Origin of the sequence: Modestobacter sp. Leaf380 (assembly GCF_001424485.1) — a bacterium.
GTDB lineage: Bacteria > Actinomycetota > Actinomycetes > Mycobacteriales > Geodermatophilaceae > Klenkia.
This window is the reverse complement of record NZ_LMQC01000010.1, coordinates 46,363-61,067: the sequence shown is the minus strand read 5'-3', so window position 1 is coordinate 61,067 and position 14,705 is coordinate 46,363. Positions and strand designations below refer to the sequence as shown.

The following is a 14,705-nucleotide window of genomic DNA, read 5'->3' as shown; positions in this document are numbered from 1 at the left end:
ACTGAGGTGGACCAGCACCCGCACGAGAGGCGGGGGGCTGGGGACTGCCGGGCTCAGCGCGCAGAGGCTGAGCGGGCGGCGGTGTCAGTCGGGGGAGAAAGAGGGGTCGAACGCGGTGTTGCCCGCAGCAGAGCGGGCGGTGTCGGCGACGGCGGACAGGCCCGCGCCGAGGGCGGCCAGGGTGGCGTCCGACAGGTCGGCCGCCGTCTGGTCGGAGGAGGGAGAACCGCCGGCGGCCGAGCCGTGCAGCGGGGAGACCGGGGCGGCGGGAACCGGAGCCAACGGCGCGGGGACCGCACCAGCAGGCAGGGTTCCGGCAGCGGCAGCCGCAGCGGGGACGGCGATGGCGGACCCGAGAGCAGCATCGGCCGGCGACGCGCCGGAGGCGGGGGAGGACAGGGCGACGGGGCCCGCGGTGCGAGCCGTCACGAGCTCGATGGCGGACCCGTCAGCAGGGGCGGCCGGGGGAGCGAGGACCACGGCCAACGACCCGATGACGGGGGCCAGCGGCCCGAGAACGGGGGCCAGCGGCCCCACGACCGGCCCGACCACCGGCGCCAGAGCACCCGCCACCGGCGACAACGCGCTGGTCACCGGCGAGAGCGCCGACAGGACCGGCGCGAGGGCGTCGGTCACCGGGGAGACGAGGTCGACCACCGGGACGAGGACCGGGGCGGTGACGGGGGCGAGGGAACCGGCCACCGGTGTCACCACCGGCGCCGCGGCCTGCACGACCGGCGTCACCACCGGTGCCGCGGCCTGCACGACCGGCGCCACCACTGCGGCGACCGGCGCCACCACGGGCGCAGCCACCTCGGCGACCGGCGCCACGACCCGCGCCACCGGAAGTGCCACCTGCGTCACCGGTGCCGCGACCTCCGCGACCACGGGGGCGGCCACCTGAGCCACCGGGGCAGCCACCTGGGCCACCACCGGCGCCACCGGCGCCGTCACCGTCGTCACCAGGTCAGCGACCGGTGCCGTCACCCCGGCCAGCGCAGAACCCAGCGAGGGGGCCTCATCGGCCTGCGCGGTCGCCTGACCGGCCAGCCACACCCCCACGCCCAGCCCAGCAACGGTCAGGGCCCGCCCGGCGACCCGGGACAGACGCACACCACGACGAGAAGACACAGTGCACACCTCCACCCAGGGTCGACGGACGACGACACCCAGTACAACGGAACCAAGGGGTTCCAGGCACGGGGGCAGACGTCCTCCGATGGGGTGGACCGATGGAACCGGCCGGTCACGTTCCGTAGGCCCCCCGGGTGGATCAGCTCCTCGGCTTGGCCATCTGCTTGTGCAGCGCGGCCTTCACGGTGTCCGGCACGACGGCGTTGACGGCCCCCATCACGCGCGTCGGGATCGACGCGGAGAAGACCTTCTTGCGGCCGGCCATGAGCGCCTCGTAGCCGTGCCGGGCGACGTCGGCCGGGTCGTCCTTGGGTCCCTGGCCCATGCCGGTGCCCAGCAGCCCACCGCGGCGGAAGAAGTCGGTGTCCACCGGTCCGGGCGTCAGTGCGGTCAGCGTGACCCCGGAGTCCGACAGCTCCGACTGCAGCGCCTCCGTCCAGGACTGCACGAACGACTTGGACGCGTTGTAGACCGCCTGGTACGAGCCGGGCATCGTCGCAGCGATCGGTGACAGCACCAGCACCCGGCCCTGCCCCGCTCGACCATCGCCGGCAACAGCAACCTGGCCAGGTGCACGGTCGACCGGACGTCGAGGTCGACCACCGAGAGCACGTCCGCGAGATCCTGCTCGACGAACGCGCCGCCGGCCCCGATCCCCGCGTCCAGCACGAGCGCGTCCAGGGGGCGGTCCCCGACCGCGGCCGCCAGCCGTTCGACCTCCGCACCGCGGCGGAGGTCGCCCACCACCTCGGTCACCTGAGCGCCGAGCGCCGTCAGCCGGTGCGCGGCGGTGGACAGCCCGGAGGCGTCATCGGCGGCGATGAGCAGGTCGTGGCCGTGCCGGGCGAACTGGTCAGCGAGTTCGAGGCCGATGCCGGAGGAGGCGCCGGTCACCAGGGCGAGGGGCTTCGTGGGAGTCGTCATCCCCGGCGCCTACCCGTCGTCCCCGGCGTCACGACCGCCGTCGGCAGGTTGGCCCGCCGGGGTCAGCCCTCGATGCGGAGGTCGACGAGCCACCCGGACTCGTCGCGGTAGGAGGTGTCCCGTCGTCCGGGGGGAGAGGAGTCGACGAGGCCGCCGGGTGCGGTGTCGACGTCCCGCAGTCCGACACTCTCGGGCACCGCGGCGAAGGACCGCCCGCCGTGCGCGGCCGACCGGCCCGCGGGGACGACGGCGACCTCCTCCCACTCCCGGCTCACCACCTGGATGCGCTCGATGCGCGCCGCCGTGGTGGCCAGGTCCTCGTCGGTCGTCCCGCCGTGCCAGGTGGCGGAGAGGTGACCACTCAGCCGGGAGATGCCCAGCGGGGGCGGTGGCCCGGACCCGACCCAGGTCGCGCAGAGGTCGCCACCGTCCAGGTGGCGGGCTGACCCGGACAGCGCCGTCACCGTCCACACCGTGTCGACGGCGTCCCCGGCGCCTCGTCCGGGTCGGTCGACAGCAGCAGGCTCCACCCGACCCGGTCGCCGATGCCCAGCGGCCCCCCGCAACAGGACAGCTCGACGTCGTGCACCTCGACCTGCACCCGGCGGACCGTCACCGCAGGTAGGAGGCGCCGTTCACGTCCAGCACCGCTCCGCTGCACCACAGCGCGTCCGGGCCGGTCAGGAACGCGATCGCGGCGGCGATCTCTGGGGGCTCGCCCACGCGACCGAACGGGCTCTGCGCGCGGATGCCCTCACCGACGGGGCCGGCCAGCAGCGTGGTGGCCATGTCGGTGGCCACGAACCCGGGGGCGACGGCACTGACCCCGATGCCGTGCCCACCCAGCGCGAGCGCGAGGGACTGGGTGAGGGAGTGCACTGCCGCCTTGGACGCCCCGTAGGCCATCGCCTGCGGCTCCCCGCGGAACGCCCCGCGCGAGCCGACCGTGACGAGCCGCCCTCCCTCGGGACCCTCGGGCCGGTCGAGCAGGTACCGGACCACCTGCCAGCTGACGTTCGCCGTCCCGAGGACGTTGACCGACAGCACCCGCTGCCACGACGCTTGCCACTGGTCGTAGTCGGAGTCCTCGACGACCAGGTGGTCGTGCGCCGCGGCGTTGTTCACCAGCACGTCGACCCCGCCCAGCCCCTCGACGGCCGCGGCCACGAGGTCGGCGACGGCGGCCGGGTCGGCCAGGTCGCCGGACACCAGCACGTGCCCGTCGCCGGGCAGCCCGGCGAGCACCTCGCGGGCGGCGTCGGCGTTGCTGCCGTAGTGCACGGCGACCCGGTCGCCTCGAGCGGCGAGGGCCTGCGCGACGGCGGCGCCGATGCCGCGGGAGGAACCGGTGACCAGCGAGCGGGTGCGGGGCGACGTCACGCCCTCAGACGCTAGCCACCACCCACCGACGACGACGGGCGGCCCTCCCGGTGGGGAGGACCGCCCGTCGCGGGTCGGGTGCGGCCGTCAGCTGCGGGCGCCGCCCACGGGGGCACCGTCGGCGACGTCGAGCGCGCCCTGGACGTCGTCGGCGTCAGCGGCCCCGAGGCCGCCGGTCTGGGACACCTCGAAGTCCGGGCCGAGCTTCTCCAGCGCGAGCCGGCCGTAGACCTGCTGCTGGGTGGCCACCCGCTGCGCGCGGCCCTTGCCCAGGAAGGACACGATCCAGCTGAAGGTGGTCACCACGCGGCTCTTGAAGCCCACGATGTAGACCAGGTGGACCAGCAGCCACATCGCCCAGGCCAGGAAGCCGGTGACGTTGAACTTCCCGAGGTCGGCGACCGCGTGGTACCGGCTGATGGTGGCCATCGAGCCCTTGTCGAAGTACTGGAACTTCTCCTTGCCCTTCTTGCCCGAGACCGTGGCGGCGATCCGGTCGGCGGCGAAGCGCCCACCCTGGATGGCGACCTGGGCGACGCCGGGCAGCTTGTCCAGGCTCATCATGTCCCCGACCACGAAGACCTCGGGGTGACCCGGGATGGTCAGGTCGGGCTGGACCTCGACCCGGCCGGCCCGGTCGATCGTGACGTCGGACTGCTGGGCCAGCAGCGCACCCAGCGGCGAGGCCTGCACGCCGGCGGCCCAGATCTTGGTGGCCGCCACGATCCGGCGGGTGGCGCCCGAGGTGGTGTCCTTGACGTCCAGGCCGTTGGCGTCCAGGCCGGTGACCATCGCGCCCAGCTGGACCTCGACGCCGATCTCGTTGAGCTGCCGGTGCGCGTTCTTCTGCAGCTTCTCCTTGAACGGCGGCAGCACGACAGGTGCGGCGTCGAGCAGGATGACCCGGGCGGTCTTCGGGTCGATGTTGCGGAAGTTCTTCTTCAGCGTGCGGCGGGCGAGCTCGGCGATCTGGCCGGCCATCTCCACCCCGGTCGGGCCGGCGCCGACGACGACGAAGGTCAGCAGCCGGTCGATCTCGGCCGGGTCGGTGGCGACCTCGGCCATCTCGAAGGCGCCCAGGATGCGGCCGCGCAGCTCGAGGGCGTCGTCGACGCTCTTCATGCCGGGGGCGTACTGGGAGAACTGGCTGTTGCCGAAGTAGGACTGCCCGGCACCGGCGGCCACGATGAGGTGGTCGTAGGGGTGCTCGGTCTCCCGGCCCAGGAGCCAGGAGGTGATCGTCCTGGCCGACAGGTCGATGTCGACGACCTCGCCGAGGACGACCTTGGCGTTGGCCTGGTTCTTCAGGATGTCCCGGGTGGGCGGGGCGATCTCGCCCTCGGACAGGATCCCGGTGGCCACCTGGTAGAGCAGCGGCTGGAAGAGGTGGTGGCCGGTCTTGGCCACGAGGGTGACGTCGACGTCGGCCTTGCGGAGCCGCTGGGCGGCGAAGAGCCCGCCGAATCCGGAACCGATGATGACGACCCGCGGTCGGTGGCCGGTGGTCTGGTTCGTGGGCACAGCAGCTCCGGATGTCGTCATGATGTCTCCATCGTCCCACGCCGCGCGTGGCGGCACGGGACGTGTGCGACCTGCGCGTCCACCGTGCGTGCGACGTTGCGCACAGCCTGCCCCGCCGCGGTGTGTCGCGCCACCGTCCGCTCTGGTTCCGCCGGTCGTCTAGATTCTCCCCCAGTGACTTCGGGCCACCTCGAGACAGCGGGGCGGGTTCGTGCGTGTGGAGGACTGCATGACCGGCGGGGAGCCCGTCGTCGACGGGTCGGTGGACTTCGGGGACATCCTGGACTCCGCCAGCGACAGCGCGGACTTCCTGCAGCAGCTGCTGCAGAGGGCCGTGGAGACCACGCCCGGGGCCGAGGCCTGCGGGTTGAGCCTGGAGAGAGCCGGCCGGGGCGAGACGATCGCCTACAGCGGTGAACTGGCACGTGTCGGTGACGAGCGGCAGTACGAGCTCGACGCCGGCCCGTGCCTGGAGTCCCTCCGCACGGGGGGCATGGTGAGCGTCGCGGACATGGCGACCGAGACCCGGTGGGCGCCCTACCCGGAGCGGGCGGTGCAGGCCGGCATCCGGTCGACGCTCTCGCTGCCGCTGCAGATCGGCAGCACCGCCCGCGGGGCGCTGAACCTGTACGCGACCCGGCCGCGGGCGTTCACCGAGGCCGACGCCTCGGCCGCCCAGGCCTGGGCAGCGCAGGCCACCGGCGCGTTGTCGGTGGCGCTGCGGATGAGCGACCACGACGCCGAGGTCGACCACCTGCAGAAGGCGCTGGTCAGCCGGCAGGTGATCGGGCAGGCCGTGGGCATGCTGATGGAGCGCGCCCGGTGCAGCTCGGACACCGCCCTGATGGCGCTCAAGCGGCAGAGCCAGGAGAGCAACGAGAAGCTGCGCGACCTGGCCCAGCGGCTGGTCGACGCCCACGAGCGTTCGCTGGCCTCCGCCGAGCGACGCCGGGGGACCTGGACCATCGGCCCCGGGTGCTGCGGTGCTGTGGTGGGTGCTGCGGCGCTACTTCGCGCGGCGGTCCAGCACGGCCTGGGTCAGCAGGCCCAGGCCGATGCCGAACATCCAGACGTCCTTGGAGACCGGCAGCCCGTCCTGGGTGGGGGCGACCGACGTGCCCGGCTTGGTCATCCCCGGGGTGCGCAGGTAGAGCCCGAGCAGGCCGCCGGAGAAGGCGGTCAGCGCGGCGCCGGCGACGGCGGTGGGCACGAACGGGGTGAGCAGCGCGGCGCCGATGGCGATCTCCGCCGTCGACAGGGCCTTGGCGAAGGTGGCCGGGGCGACCTTGGACAGGAACGGGTAGGTGCCCGTCGCGAAGCCGTGCAGGCCGGCCGCGGTGCCCTCGTCGGCGTTCCGCTTCCCGAGACCGGAGTTGAGGATGAACGCCCCGGTCGCGATGCGGGGGGCGATCTCGGCGGGGGTGATGGGCAGGCGCATGGGACCTCGTTCAGCAGTGGTGGATCGTCGGGTCCGAGTCTCCCGCACCCCGCAGCACACCGCCCCACGGACCGGAGCGGTCCGCGGGGCGGTGTGGGTGGTGCGGTGCGTGCGTCAGCGGCTCGCGCGACGCGAGCGCCCGGCGGGCTGCTGCCCGGCGCGGGCGGCGAGCTCGGCGCGGGTCCGGGCCGGACCCGAGGAGCGGCCCTGGCCGCCGCCGGAACCCGAGCCGCCGGAGCGCCCGCCGGAGCGGGCACCGGTCGCGCCGCCACCGGCCGGGCTGCGACGTCGGCCGCCGTTGCCGCCACCGCCGCCGCCCTGGGGCTGCTCGACGACGGGCGCCGGCTCCACGTAGGGCGCAGCCGGGCCGGTCAGCGCGACGATCTCGCGGGCGCCGGGCTTGACCGCGGTCACCTCGGGGGTGATCCCGGCCTGGCGGGCCAGCAGCCGGACCTCGCCGGCCTGGTCGGGCGTGGCGATGGTGACGACGGTGCCGCCGGCGCCGGCCCGGGCGGTGCGCCCGGAGCGGTGCAGGTAGGCCTTGTGCTCGGCCGGCGGGTCGACGTGCACGACGATGGCGACGTCGTCCACGTGGATGCCGCGGGCGGCGATGTCGGTCGCGCACAGCACCCGGGTCGAGCCGTTGGTGAAGGCCTCGAGGTTGCGCTCGCGGGCGTTCTGGCTCAGGTTGCCGTGCAGGTCGACGGCGGGCACACCGCCGGCGGTGAGCTGCTTGGCCAGCTTCTTGGCCTGGTGCTTGGTCCGGGTGAAGAGCACCACCCGGTCCAGCCCGGAGGCCAGCTCCTTGACGACCTGGTTCTTGTCCAGGGTGTCGACCCGGAACACGTGGTGGGTCATGGTGGAGACCGGGGCGACGGCGGGGTCGACCGAGTGCGTCTTCGGGTGGTCCAGGTACCGCTTGACCAGGACGTCGACGCCGTTGTCCAGGGTGGCCGAGAACAGCAGTCGCTGACCGACCTTCGGGGTGCGGTCCATCAGGCGCTTGACGCCGGGCAGGAAGCCCAGGTCGGCCATGTGGTCGGCCTCGTCGAGGATGGTGACCTCGATGGCGGACAGGTCGCAGTGCCCCTGCTTGATGAGGTCCTCGAGCCGGCCGGGGCAGGCGATGAGCACGTCGATGCCGCCCATGAGGGCCTGCACCTGGGGGTTCTGGCCGACGCCGCCGAAGACGGTGGTGGTCTTCATGCCCAGGGCACGGGCCAGCGGGTCGACGACGGCCGAGACCTGGTTGGCCAGCTCGCGGGTCGGCACCAGGATCAGGGCGCGCGGCTTGCGCGGCTGGCGCTTCGCGGTGGAGCCGGCGAGCCGGGCCACCAGCGGGATGGAGAAGGCCAGCGTCTTGCCCGAGCCGGTGCGCCCGCGCCCCAGCACGTCCTTGCCGGCCAGCGTGTCGGGCAGCGTGGCGACCTGGATCGGGAACGGCGAGGCGATCCCGCTGGCGGTCAGCACCTCGACCAGCGGGGCGGGGACGCCGAGGGCGGCGAACGTGGTGTCGGTGGGCAGCACGGTGGCGTCGGCGCCGGCGGGCACCGTCTCCACCCGCGGCTGGACGACCGGCTGCTGGGCGCGCGGGTTGGCCACCGGCGCCTCGGCCGGCGGCGTGGTCGCGGCCTGCGTGCCGGCGCCCTGCTCGGCGGGGGCCGAGCCAGAGGCGTTCCCGCGACCCCGGCCGCCGCGACGGCGACGGCCGGTGCCCGGCTCGCCCTGCACCTCGGGCCGGTGCGGCTCGTGGGTGGTCACCAGCGGCTGCGGCCGGGGGGCCGAGGGGGCGCGGAAGGCGGGGGTGGTGCGGCCGTCGGCGGTGCCGGCGGGGCGGGTGGCGCGGCGGCGGGGGCGCTCGCCTGCGGGCTGTTCTGCGTTCACGTCGGGGGTCCTCACCGTGTGGTGGCCACCGTCCGTCGCCAGGGCGGGGCCCGCGGTGGTCACACCTGGGGCCGCACCGTCCGGTCGGACGTCGGGTCGCCGGCGCGCCTCGGTGGCGCAGCCTGTCGCGCCGACGTCGAGTCCACCTGCTCTCGGATGAGCGGGGGGCAACGCCGGTGATCACCACTCTGCCACGCCCGGGACGCCGGACGGCCCGGTGCGGGGCGAGTCGGTGGTCACACCCGAACCGCCCGAGTCGTCCGCACCGCCGTCGCGGCGTAGAACGGCGGGGTGAGTGCAGCGTGAGCGCGTCCCCCCAGCAGCAGGACCGCCAGGACCCGCCCTACGAACCGGACCCCCGGCGGTGGAAGGCGCTCTCGGTCACCCTGGTCGTCGGGTTCATGACCCTGCTCGACGTCAGCATCGTCTCCGTCGCGCTGCCCTCCATGCAGGACGCCCTGGGGACGACGGCGTCGGGCGTGCAGTGGGTGGTGTCGGGTTACGCGCTGACCTTCGGGTTGGTGCTCGTGCCGGCCGGGCGGCTGGGCGACGCGTTCGGACGACGCCGGATCTTCCTGGTCGCCCTGGTGGTCTTCGTGCTCTCCAGTGCCGCCGCCGGTGCCGCGCCCAGCGTGCTGCTGCTGGTGGTGGCGCGGCTGGTGCAGGGCGTGGCCGCCGGCTTCCTGGCCCCGCAGAACTCGGCGTTCATCCAGCAGCTGTTCCGCGGGCCCGAGCGCGGCAAGGCGTTCGGGCTCTTCGGTGCCACCGTCGGTGTCTCCACGGCGATCGGCCCGGTCGTCGGCGGGCTGCTGATCGGGCTGTTCGGGGAGGACCTGGGCTGGCGGGCGATCTTCTTCGTCAACGTGCCCATCGGCGTCGTCGCGTTCGTGCTGGCCACCCGGCTGCTGCCCAAGGCGGAGCCCGCCGGGACCAGCACCGACATCGACGTCGTCGGGGTGCTGCTGCTCGGTGTCGGCGCGACGTTCGTGCTGCTGCCGCTGGTGCAGGCCGAGTCCGGCGGCATCGCCCGGCTCTGGTGGCTCTTCCTGCTGGGTGCGGTCGCGCTGGCCGCGTTCGCCGTCTGGGAGCGGCGGGTGGTCGCCCGTGGCCGGGAGCCGGTCTTCGACGTCCGGCTGCTGACCGAGACCCGCGGCTACGCCTCCGGGGTCGCCGTCGGCACCGTGTACTTCATCGGGTTCAGCGGGATCTGGCTGGTGTTCGCGCTGTTCTTCCAGACCGGTCTGGGCTGGACGCCCCTGCAGTCCGGGCTGGCGGTGGTGCCCTTCGCGATCGGCGCGGCCGGGTCCGCGGCACTGGCCGGGCGGCTGGTCAGCCGGTTCGGTCGGCTGCTGACCGTCATCGGGCTCAGCGTCGTCTCCACCGGACTGGCCGCCACCGCGGTCGTCGTCTGGCTGGTGCCCACCGAGATCCTGGGCTGGGTCGTGGTGCCCACCCTCTTCCTGGCCGGGCTGGGCGGCGGCTTCGTGATCAGCCCGAACATCACGCTCACCCTGCGCGACGTGCCGGTGCGGATGGCCGGGGCGGCCGGCGGTGGGCTGCAGACCATGCAGCGCTTCGGCGCCGCGCTGGGCTCGGCGGTGCTGCCCGGGCTGTTCTACGTGGTGCTGTCCGGCTCGGGGGAGTACCCGGTCGCGGCCGGCGTCGCCCTGGGGACGGCGGTGCTCGGGGCGCTGGCCGCCCTGGTCATCGCGGTGCTGGACTGGCGCCGGGACCGGCCCTCCCTGCAGCAGCAGGAGCAGCAGGAGCAGGCCGACCGGCGCGAGGACGAGCACGCGCACGGCCACCACGTGCACTGACCACGTCCAGCGACCACGTCCACGGACGACGTGCACCGACCCTCACCTGCCCGTGGCGACGCTCCCGCGGAACGTGCGCCGGTAGGCCAGCGGGGCGACGCCGATCGCGGCGTGCAGGTGCTGGCGCAGCGAGGTGGCGGTGCCGAAGCCGGCCTGCTCGGCGACCCGGTCCACGCTGGCGTCGGTGGTCTCCAGCAGGTGCCGGGCCAGGTCGACCCGCTGCTGGGTCAGCCACCGCGACGGGCTCAGCCCGGTCTCCTCGCGGAAGCGGCGGGTGAAGGTCCGCACGCTCATCGCCGCGTGCCCGGCGAGCTGGTCCAGGGTGAGGGGCTGGTCCAGCCGCCGGGTGGCCCATGCCCGGGTGGTCGCGGTCCCAGGGCCGGTGGGCTCGGGGACCGGCCGGTCGACGAACTGGGACTGCCCGCCGTCCCGCCAGGGGGAGACCACCCGCCGCCTCGCCACCCGGGTGGCCACGGCGCTGCCGTGGTCCCGGCGGACGACGTGCAGCAGCAGGTCGATGCCGGCGGCGTTGCCGGCGCTGGTGAGGACGTCGCCGTCGTCGACGTAGAGCACGTCGGGGTCCAGCCGGACCCGCGGGTACAGCGCGGCGAAGCGCTCGGCGTGCATCCAGTGCGTGGTCGCCGGGCGCCCGTCGAGGCGGCCCGCGGCGGCCAGCACGAAGGCCCCGGTGCAGATCGACACGAGCCGGGCGGGCCCGTGCAGTGCGGCGGTGAGCTCCTCCGGCAGCCCCTCGCCGCGCATCGCCGGCCCGCCGGCCACCCCGGGGACGACGACGGTGTCCGCGCCGCCCAGCAGCGAGAGGTCGCCGTCGGGGAGCACCCGGTACCCCGCGCTCGTGGTGACCGGGCCGCCGTCGACCGTGGCGGTGACGACGTCGTAGAGCGCGGCCTCGTGCTCGTCGCGGGCGCCGGCCAGGAAGGCGTGCGGGAGGCCCAGCTCGAAGGCCACGGTGTTCTCCAGGGCCAGCACGACGACCCGGTGGACGGACATGGCCGGATCCTTGCACGTGTTGGCTGTCCGGCCACTGGTCGTGCGGCGTCCCCGGCCGTCATGCTCTCCGCCGTGACCACGCAGGAGACCGCCCCGCAGCAGCGTGCCCGCCGGGTCCACCCCGCCTGGTGGGTGGCCGCGGTGACCTTCCTGGCCCTGGTGGGCGCCGCCGCGTTCCGGGCCGTGCCCGGCGTGCTGATCGAGCCGCTGCAGGCCGAGTTCGGCTGGTCGACCTCGACCATCTCGGCCGCCGTCGGGCTGAACATGGCCCTCTACGGGCTCACCGCGCCCTTCGCCGCCGCGCTGATGGAGCGCTTCGGCATCCGCCGGGTCGTCGTGGCCGCGCTGCTGGTGGTGGCCATCGGGTCGGGGCTGACGGTCTTCATGACCTCTGCGTGGCAGCTGGTCGTGTGCTGGGGACTGCTGGTGGGGCTGGGCACCGGGTCGATGGCGATGTCGCTGGTGGCCACGGTGACCGGACGCTGGTTCGTGCAGCGGCGCGGCCTGGTCTCCGGCGTCCTGACCGCGGGCGGGGCCGCCGGGCAACTGGTCTTCCTGCCGATCGTGGCGCAGGTCAGCCAGGCGTACGGCTGGCGCCCGGCAGCGCTCGGGACGACGGCCGCCGCCCTCGTCGTCACCCCGTTCGTGGCCTGGCTGCTGCGCGACCGGCCCAGCGACGTCGGCGCCGTGCCCTACGGCGGGACCGCCGCCGACGAGCCGCCCCGGGTCACCGGCAACGCCGCGAGGACGGCGCTGGCCGGGCTGGCGCTGGCCGCACGGACCCGGGTGTTCTGGTTGCTGGCCGCGGGCTTCGCCATCTGCGGGGCCACCACCAACGGCCTGGTCCAGCCGCACTTCATCCCCGCCGCGCACGACCACGGCATGCCGGTGACCACGGCGGCGTCCCTGCTGGCGCTGGTCGGGCTCTTCGACATCGCTGGCACCATCGCCTCGGGCTGGCTCACCGACCGGGTGGACCCCCGGTTGCTGCTGGTCGCCTACTACGGCCTGCGCGGGCTGTCGTTGTCCCTGCTGCCGCCGCTGTTCGGGTCGGACCTGCAGGCCTCGATGATCGCGTTCATCGTCTTCTACGGCCTGGACTGGGTGGCCACCGTGCCGCCGACCCTGGCGCTGTGCCGGCAGCACTTCGGGGCCCGGGCCCCCGTCGTCTTCGGGTGGGTGTTCGCCTCCCACCAGGTCGGCGCGGCGATCGCCGCCTACTCCGCGGGCGTGGTCCGCGACGTCACCGGCACCTACGACGCCGCCTGGTACGGCGCCGCGCTGCTCTGCGTCGTCGCCGCGGGCCTGTCCTTCGCCATCGCGAAGAGCCGGACCCCCGCGCCTGCCCCGGCGCCCGACCCCGAGCTGGCCGCCGCGGAGGACGCCGTCACCCGCGGGTGAGGCCTCAGCCCATCGTCCGCCGACCGTCGATCGACTCGCGCAGCACGTCGGCGTGCCCGGCGTGCTGCGCGGTCTCCCCGACCAGGTGCAGGAGCACCCGCCGCACCGAGCGGCCGGCCCCGGGCGGGAACCACGGCGCCTCGGGCAGGGGGTGCTCGGCGTCCAGGTCCAGCGTCGCGGCGAGGGAGTCGGTGTGCTCGGCCACCTCGGCGTACCGGGCCAGCACGTCGGCCAGGGCCTCGCCGTCGGCGAGGTCCCACTGGTCCTCGCGGTCGTCGGTGGTGTCGGCCATCCCCGCCGCGCCGTCGGTCGTGAAGCGGGCCCAGCCCGCCTCGGTCCAGGACGTGTGCTTGACGATCCCGGCCAGGCAGAGCGCGCTGGCCGTCGGCCGCAGGCTCGCCTGCTCGTCGGTCAGGCCCTCGACGGTGCGCACCAGGAACCAGCGGTGGGTCTGCAGCGACTCGATCAGGTCGGCGCGTTCACGGGTGGTCATCGACGGTCCCTCCCCAGCTCGGTGCCGCGACCGTAGGACACCAGCGGTGTGCTCACCAGGGGATCGGGCCGTCGTCGTCGGAGTACGTGCCGGTCGGTCCGCCGTCGGGGAGGGTGGCCAACCGGATGGGCGTGCGCGCACCCTCCTCGGGGGTCCGGGTGCCGCGGAAGCCGTTGAGGTCGGTGGCCACGAAGCCGGGGCAGCCCGCGTTGACCAGGACGCCGGCGCCGGCCAGCTCCTTGGCGTACTGCACGGTGATCGCGTTCAGGTAGGTCTTGGACGGGGAGTAGGCCGCCGACAGCGGGCCGGTCGTGCCGTCGTCGGCGCTCTGCCGGGTCAGCGACCCGACCCCGCTGGACACGTTCACGATCCGTGGGGACGGCGAGCGGCGCAGCATCGGCAGCACCGCGTTGGTCAGCCGGACGACACCCCAGACGTTGACCTCCACGGCGGCCCGGACGGCGTCCATGTCGACCTCGCTGGGGGTCTGCACCCCGCCGCCGGTGACGCCGGCGTTGTTCACCAGCACGTCCAGCCCGCCCCGCTCGGTCAGCAGCGCGGCCGCGGCCGCGACGCTCGCGTCGTCGGTGACGTCCAGCGGGACGCCGAACGCATCCACCCCGGCCTCCCGCAGCCGTGCCACCGCGGCCTCGCGGCGCTCGTCGTCCCGGGCACCGATGCCGACGGCCCAGCCCAGCCGGCCCAGCCCCGCGGCGATCTCGTAGCCGATGCCCTTGTTCGCGCCGGTGACCAGCGCGGTCGTCTGTGTGCTCACGGGCTCCAGCGTCGTCCCGTCCCGGCCGGGGGGCCAGGACCGGTCCGGTGCCCACCGATGCCCTGTGGGTATCGGTACCGTCGAGGACGTGGAGACCCGGGAGCTGCGGTACTTCGTCGCGGTCGCGGAGGAGCTGCACTTCGGCCGTGCCGCCCAGCGGCTCGGGATGGCGCAGCCGCCGCTGTCCCGGGCGATCGCCCAGCTGGAGCGCAGGCTGGGCGGCGCGCTGCTGGAGCGCACCAGCCGGGTGGTCGCGCTGACCCCGGCGGGCGCGGTGTTGCTGAGGGAGGGCCGAGCCGCCCTGGCCGCCGTCGAGGCCGCCGAGCGTCGCACCCGGCGGGCCGCCCCCGGCCGGGCCGAGGTCGTGCTCGCGGTCAAGGCCGGGGCGTCGGCCGAGCTGCTGGCCGAGCTGCTGGACGCGCACGCCGCCGAACCCGACGCCGTTCCGGTCGAGGTGCTGCTGGTCGGCGTCGGCGAGCAGGGCGCGGTGCTGCGTGACGGTCGGGCCGACGTCGCCCTGCTGCACCGCCCCTACGACGACCTGACCGGCCTCGACGTGGAGGAGCTGGGCACCGAGGGGCAGGTCGCCGTCCTGCCGGCCGGGCACGCGCTGGCCGGGCGCACCGACGTGGTCCTGGCCGACCTCGCGGACCTGCCCGGGCTGCCCGCCCCGCGCTGGTCCGGGCCGGCCGGGCGCCCCGACGGGTCCGGCCCCGAGGTCCGCGACCACGCCCAGCTGCTGCAACTGGTCGCGCTGGGCCGCACCTTCGCGGTGTTCCCGGAGTCGGTGCGCTCGCAGCTGGGGGAGGGCCTGACCACCGTGCCCGTGCTCGACGCCGAGCCGGTGACGACGGTGGTCGCCTGGCCCCCGCACAGCCGGTCGCTCGCCGTCGCCGGGCTGGTGCGCACCGCCCTGCGGCTCTGACC

Annotated in this window: 12 protein-coding genes and 2 pseudogenes; 4 read left to right on the top strand and 10 right to left on the bottom strand. The window is 74.8% G+C overall.

Going from position 1 to position 14,705, the window contains the following annotated elements; all coding sequences use genetic code 11:
- Positions 1-84: 84 nt before the first annotated feature.
- From ASG41_RS07685 to ASG41_RS07665, 5 genes and pseudogenes are all read right to left on the bottom strand, one after another.
- Positions 85-1,113 carry a hypothetical protein gene (locus ASG41_RS07685; protein ID WP_056292239.1) on the bottom strand — a complete coding sequence of 343 codons (1,029 nt, stop codon included), beginning with the start codon at positions 1,111-1,113 and terminating at the stop codon, positions 85-87.
- 160 nt (positions 1,114-1,273) lie between these two features.
- Positions 1,274-2,058, bottom strand: a pseudogene (locus ASG41_RS07680) (SDR family NAD(P)-dependent oxidoreductase).
- A gap of 62 nt (positions 2,059-2,120) precedes the next feature.
- Positions 2,121-2,522, bottom strand: a complete 402-nt coding sequence (locus tag ASG41_RS07675) for a hypothetical protein (RefSeq protein ID WP_056292236.1) — start codon at positions 2,520-2,522, stop codon at positions 2,121-2,123.
- A gap of 148 nt (positions 2,523-2,670) precedes the next feature.
- Positions 2,671-3,438: an SDR family NAD(P)-dependent oxidoreductase gene (locus ASG41_RS07670; protein ID WP_056292234.1), complete on the bottom strand. Its 768-nt coding sequence runs from the start codon at positions 3,436-3,438 to the stop codon at positions 2,671-2,673.
- A gap of 87 nt (positions 3,439-3,525) precedes the next feature.
- Positions 3,526-4,980 carry an NAD(P)/FAD-dependent oxidoreductase gene (locus ASG41_RS07665; RefSeq protein ID WP_082556693.1) on the bottom strand — a complete coding sequence of 485 codons (1,455 nt, stop codon included), beginning with the start codon at positions 4,978-4,980 and terminating at the stop codon, positions 3,526-3,528.
- Between the two features lie 208 nt (positions 4,981-5,188).
- On the opposite strand from ASG41_RS07665, the pseudogene ASG41_RS25415 reads away from it, so the two are divergent.
- A pseudogene (locus ASG41_RS25415) lies at positions 5,189-5,809 on the top strand (GAF and ANTAR domain-containing protein); the annotation flags it as partial.
- Between the two features lie 156 nt (positions 5,810-5,965).
- On the opposite strand, the gene ASG41_RS07655 reads toward ASG41_RS25415, so the two are convergent.
- The gene (locus ASG41_RS07655; RefSeq protein ID WP_056292228.1) at positions 5,966-6,397 is read right to left on the bottom strand and encodes a hypothetical protein; all 432 of its coding nucleotides are present in this window, start codon (positions 6,395-6,397) and stop codon (positions 5,966-5,968) included.
- A 114-nt stretch (positions 6,398-6,511) separates the two neighbouring features.
- Positions 6,512-8,281, bottom strand: coding sequence for a DEAD/DEAH box helicase (locus ASG41_RS07650; protein ID WP_235564616.1), 1,770 nt, complete (start codon positions 8,279-8,281; stop codon positions 6,512-6,514).
- 302 nt (positions 8,282-8,583) lie between these two features.
- Here ASG41_RS07650 and ASG41_RS07645 point away from each other — a divergent pair, with 302 nt between their 5' ends.
- Positions 8,584-10,098, top strand: a complete 1,515-nt coding sequence (locus ASG41_RS07645) for an MFS transporter (protein ID WP_235564614.1) — start codon at positions 8,584-8,586, stop codon at positions 10,096-10,098.
- Positions 10,099-10,140: 42 nt separating this feature from the next.
- On the opposite strand, the gene ASG41_RS07640 is transcribed toward ASG41_RS07645, so the two are convergent.
- Positions 10,141-11,109 carry a GlxA family transcriptional regulator gene (locus ASG41_RS07640; RefSeq protein ID WP_056292225.1) on the bottom strand — a complete coding sequence of 323 codons (969 nt, stop codon included), beginning with the start codon at positions 11,107-11,109 and terminating at the stop codon, positions 10,141-10,143.
- Positions 11,110-11,181: 72 nt separating this feature from the next.
- On the opposite strand from ASG41_RS07640, the gene ASG41_RS07635 reads away from it, so the two are divergent.
- On the top strand, positions 11,182-12,510 hold the full coding sequence (locus tag ASG41_RS07635) for an MFS transporter (RefSeq protein WP_235564613.1): 1,329 nt from the start codon (positions 11,182-11,184) through the stop codon (positions 12,508-12,510).
- Positions 12,511-12,514: 4 nt separating this feature from the next.
- On the opposite strand, the gene ASG41_RS07630 is transcribed toward ASG41_RS07635, so the two are convergent.
- Positions 12,515-13,003 carry a DinB family protein gene (locus ASG41_RS07630; protein ID WP_056292219.1) on the bottom strand — a complete coding sequence of 163 codons (489 nt, stop codon included), beginning with the start codon at positions 13,001-13,003 and terminating at the stop codon, positions 12,515-12,517.
- Between the two features lie 52 nt (positions 13,004-13,055).
- Positions 13,056-13,778: an SDR family oxidoreductase gene (locus tag ASG41_RS07625; RefSeq protein ID WP_056292215.1), complete on the bottom strand. Its 723-nt coding sequence runs from the start codon at positions 13,776-13,778 to the stop codon at positions 13,056-13,058.
- Between the two features lie 88 nt (positions 13,779-13,866).
- On the opposite strand from ASG41_RS07625, the gene ASG41_RS25210 reads away from it, so the two are divergent.
- Positions 13,867-14,703, top strand: a complete 837-nt coding sequence (locus tag ASG41_RS25210; protein ID WP_056292251.1) for a LysR family transcriptional regulator — start codon at positions 13,867-13,869, stop codon at positions 14,701-14,703.
- The last annotated feature ends 2 nt before the right edge of the window (positions 14,704-14,705 follow it).

Coding starts and splice junctions, on each gene's coding strand:
- ASG41_RS07655 (WP_056292228.1), bottom strand. CDS start 6,397: ATGCGCCTGCCCATCACCCCCGCCGAGATCGCCCCCCGCATCGCGACC.
- ASG41_RS07630 (WP_056292219.1), bottom strand. CDS start 13,003: ATGACCACCCGTGAACGCGCCGACCTGATCGAGTCGCTGCAGACCCAC.
- ASG41_RS07665 (WP_082556693.1), bottom strand. CDS start 4,980: ATGACGACATCCGGAGCTGCTGTGCCCACGAACCAGACCACCGGCCAC.
- ASG41_RS07640 (WP_056292225.1), bottom strand. CDS start 11,109: ATGTCCGTCCACCGGGTCGTCGTGCTGGCCCTGGAGAACACCGTGGCC.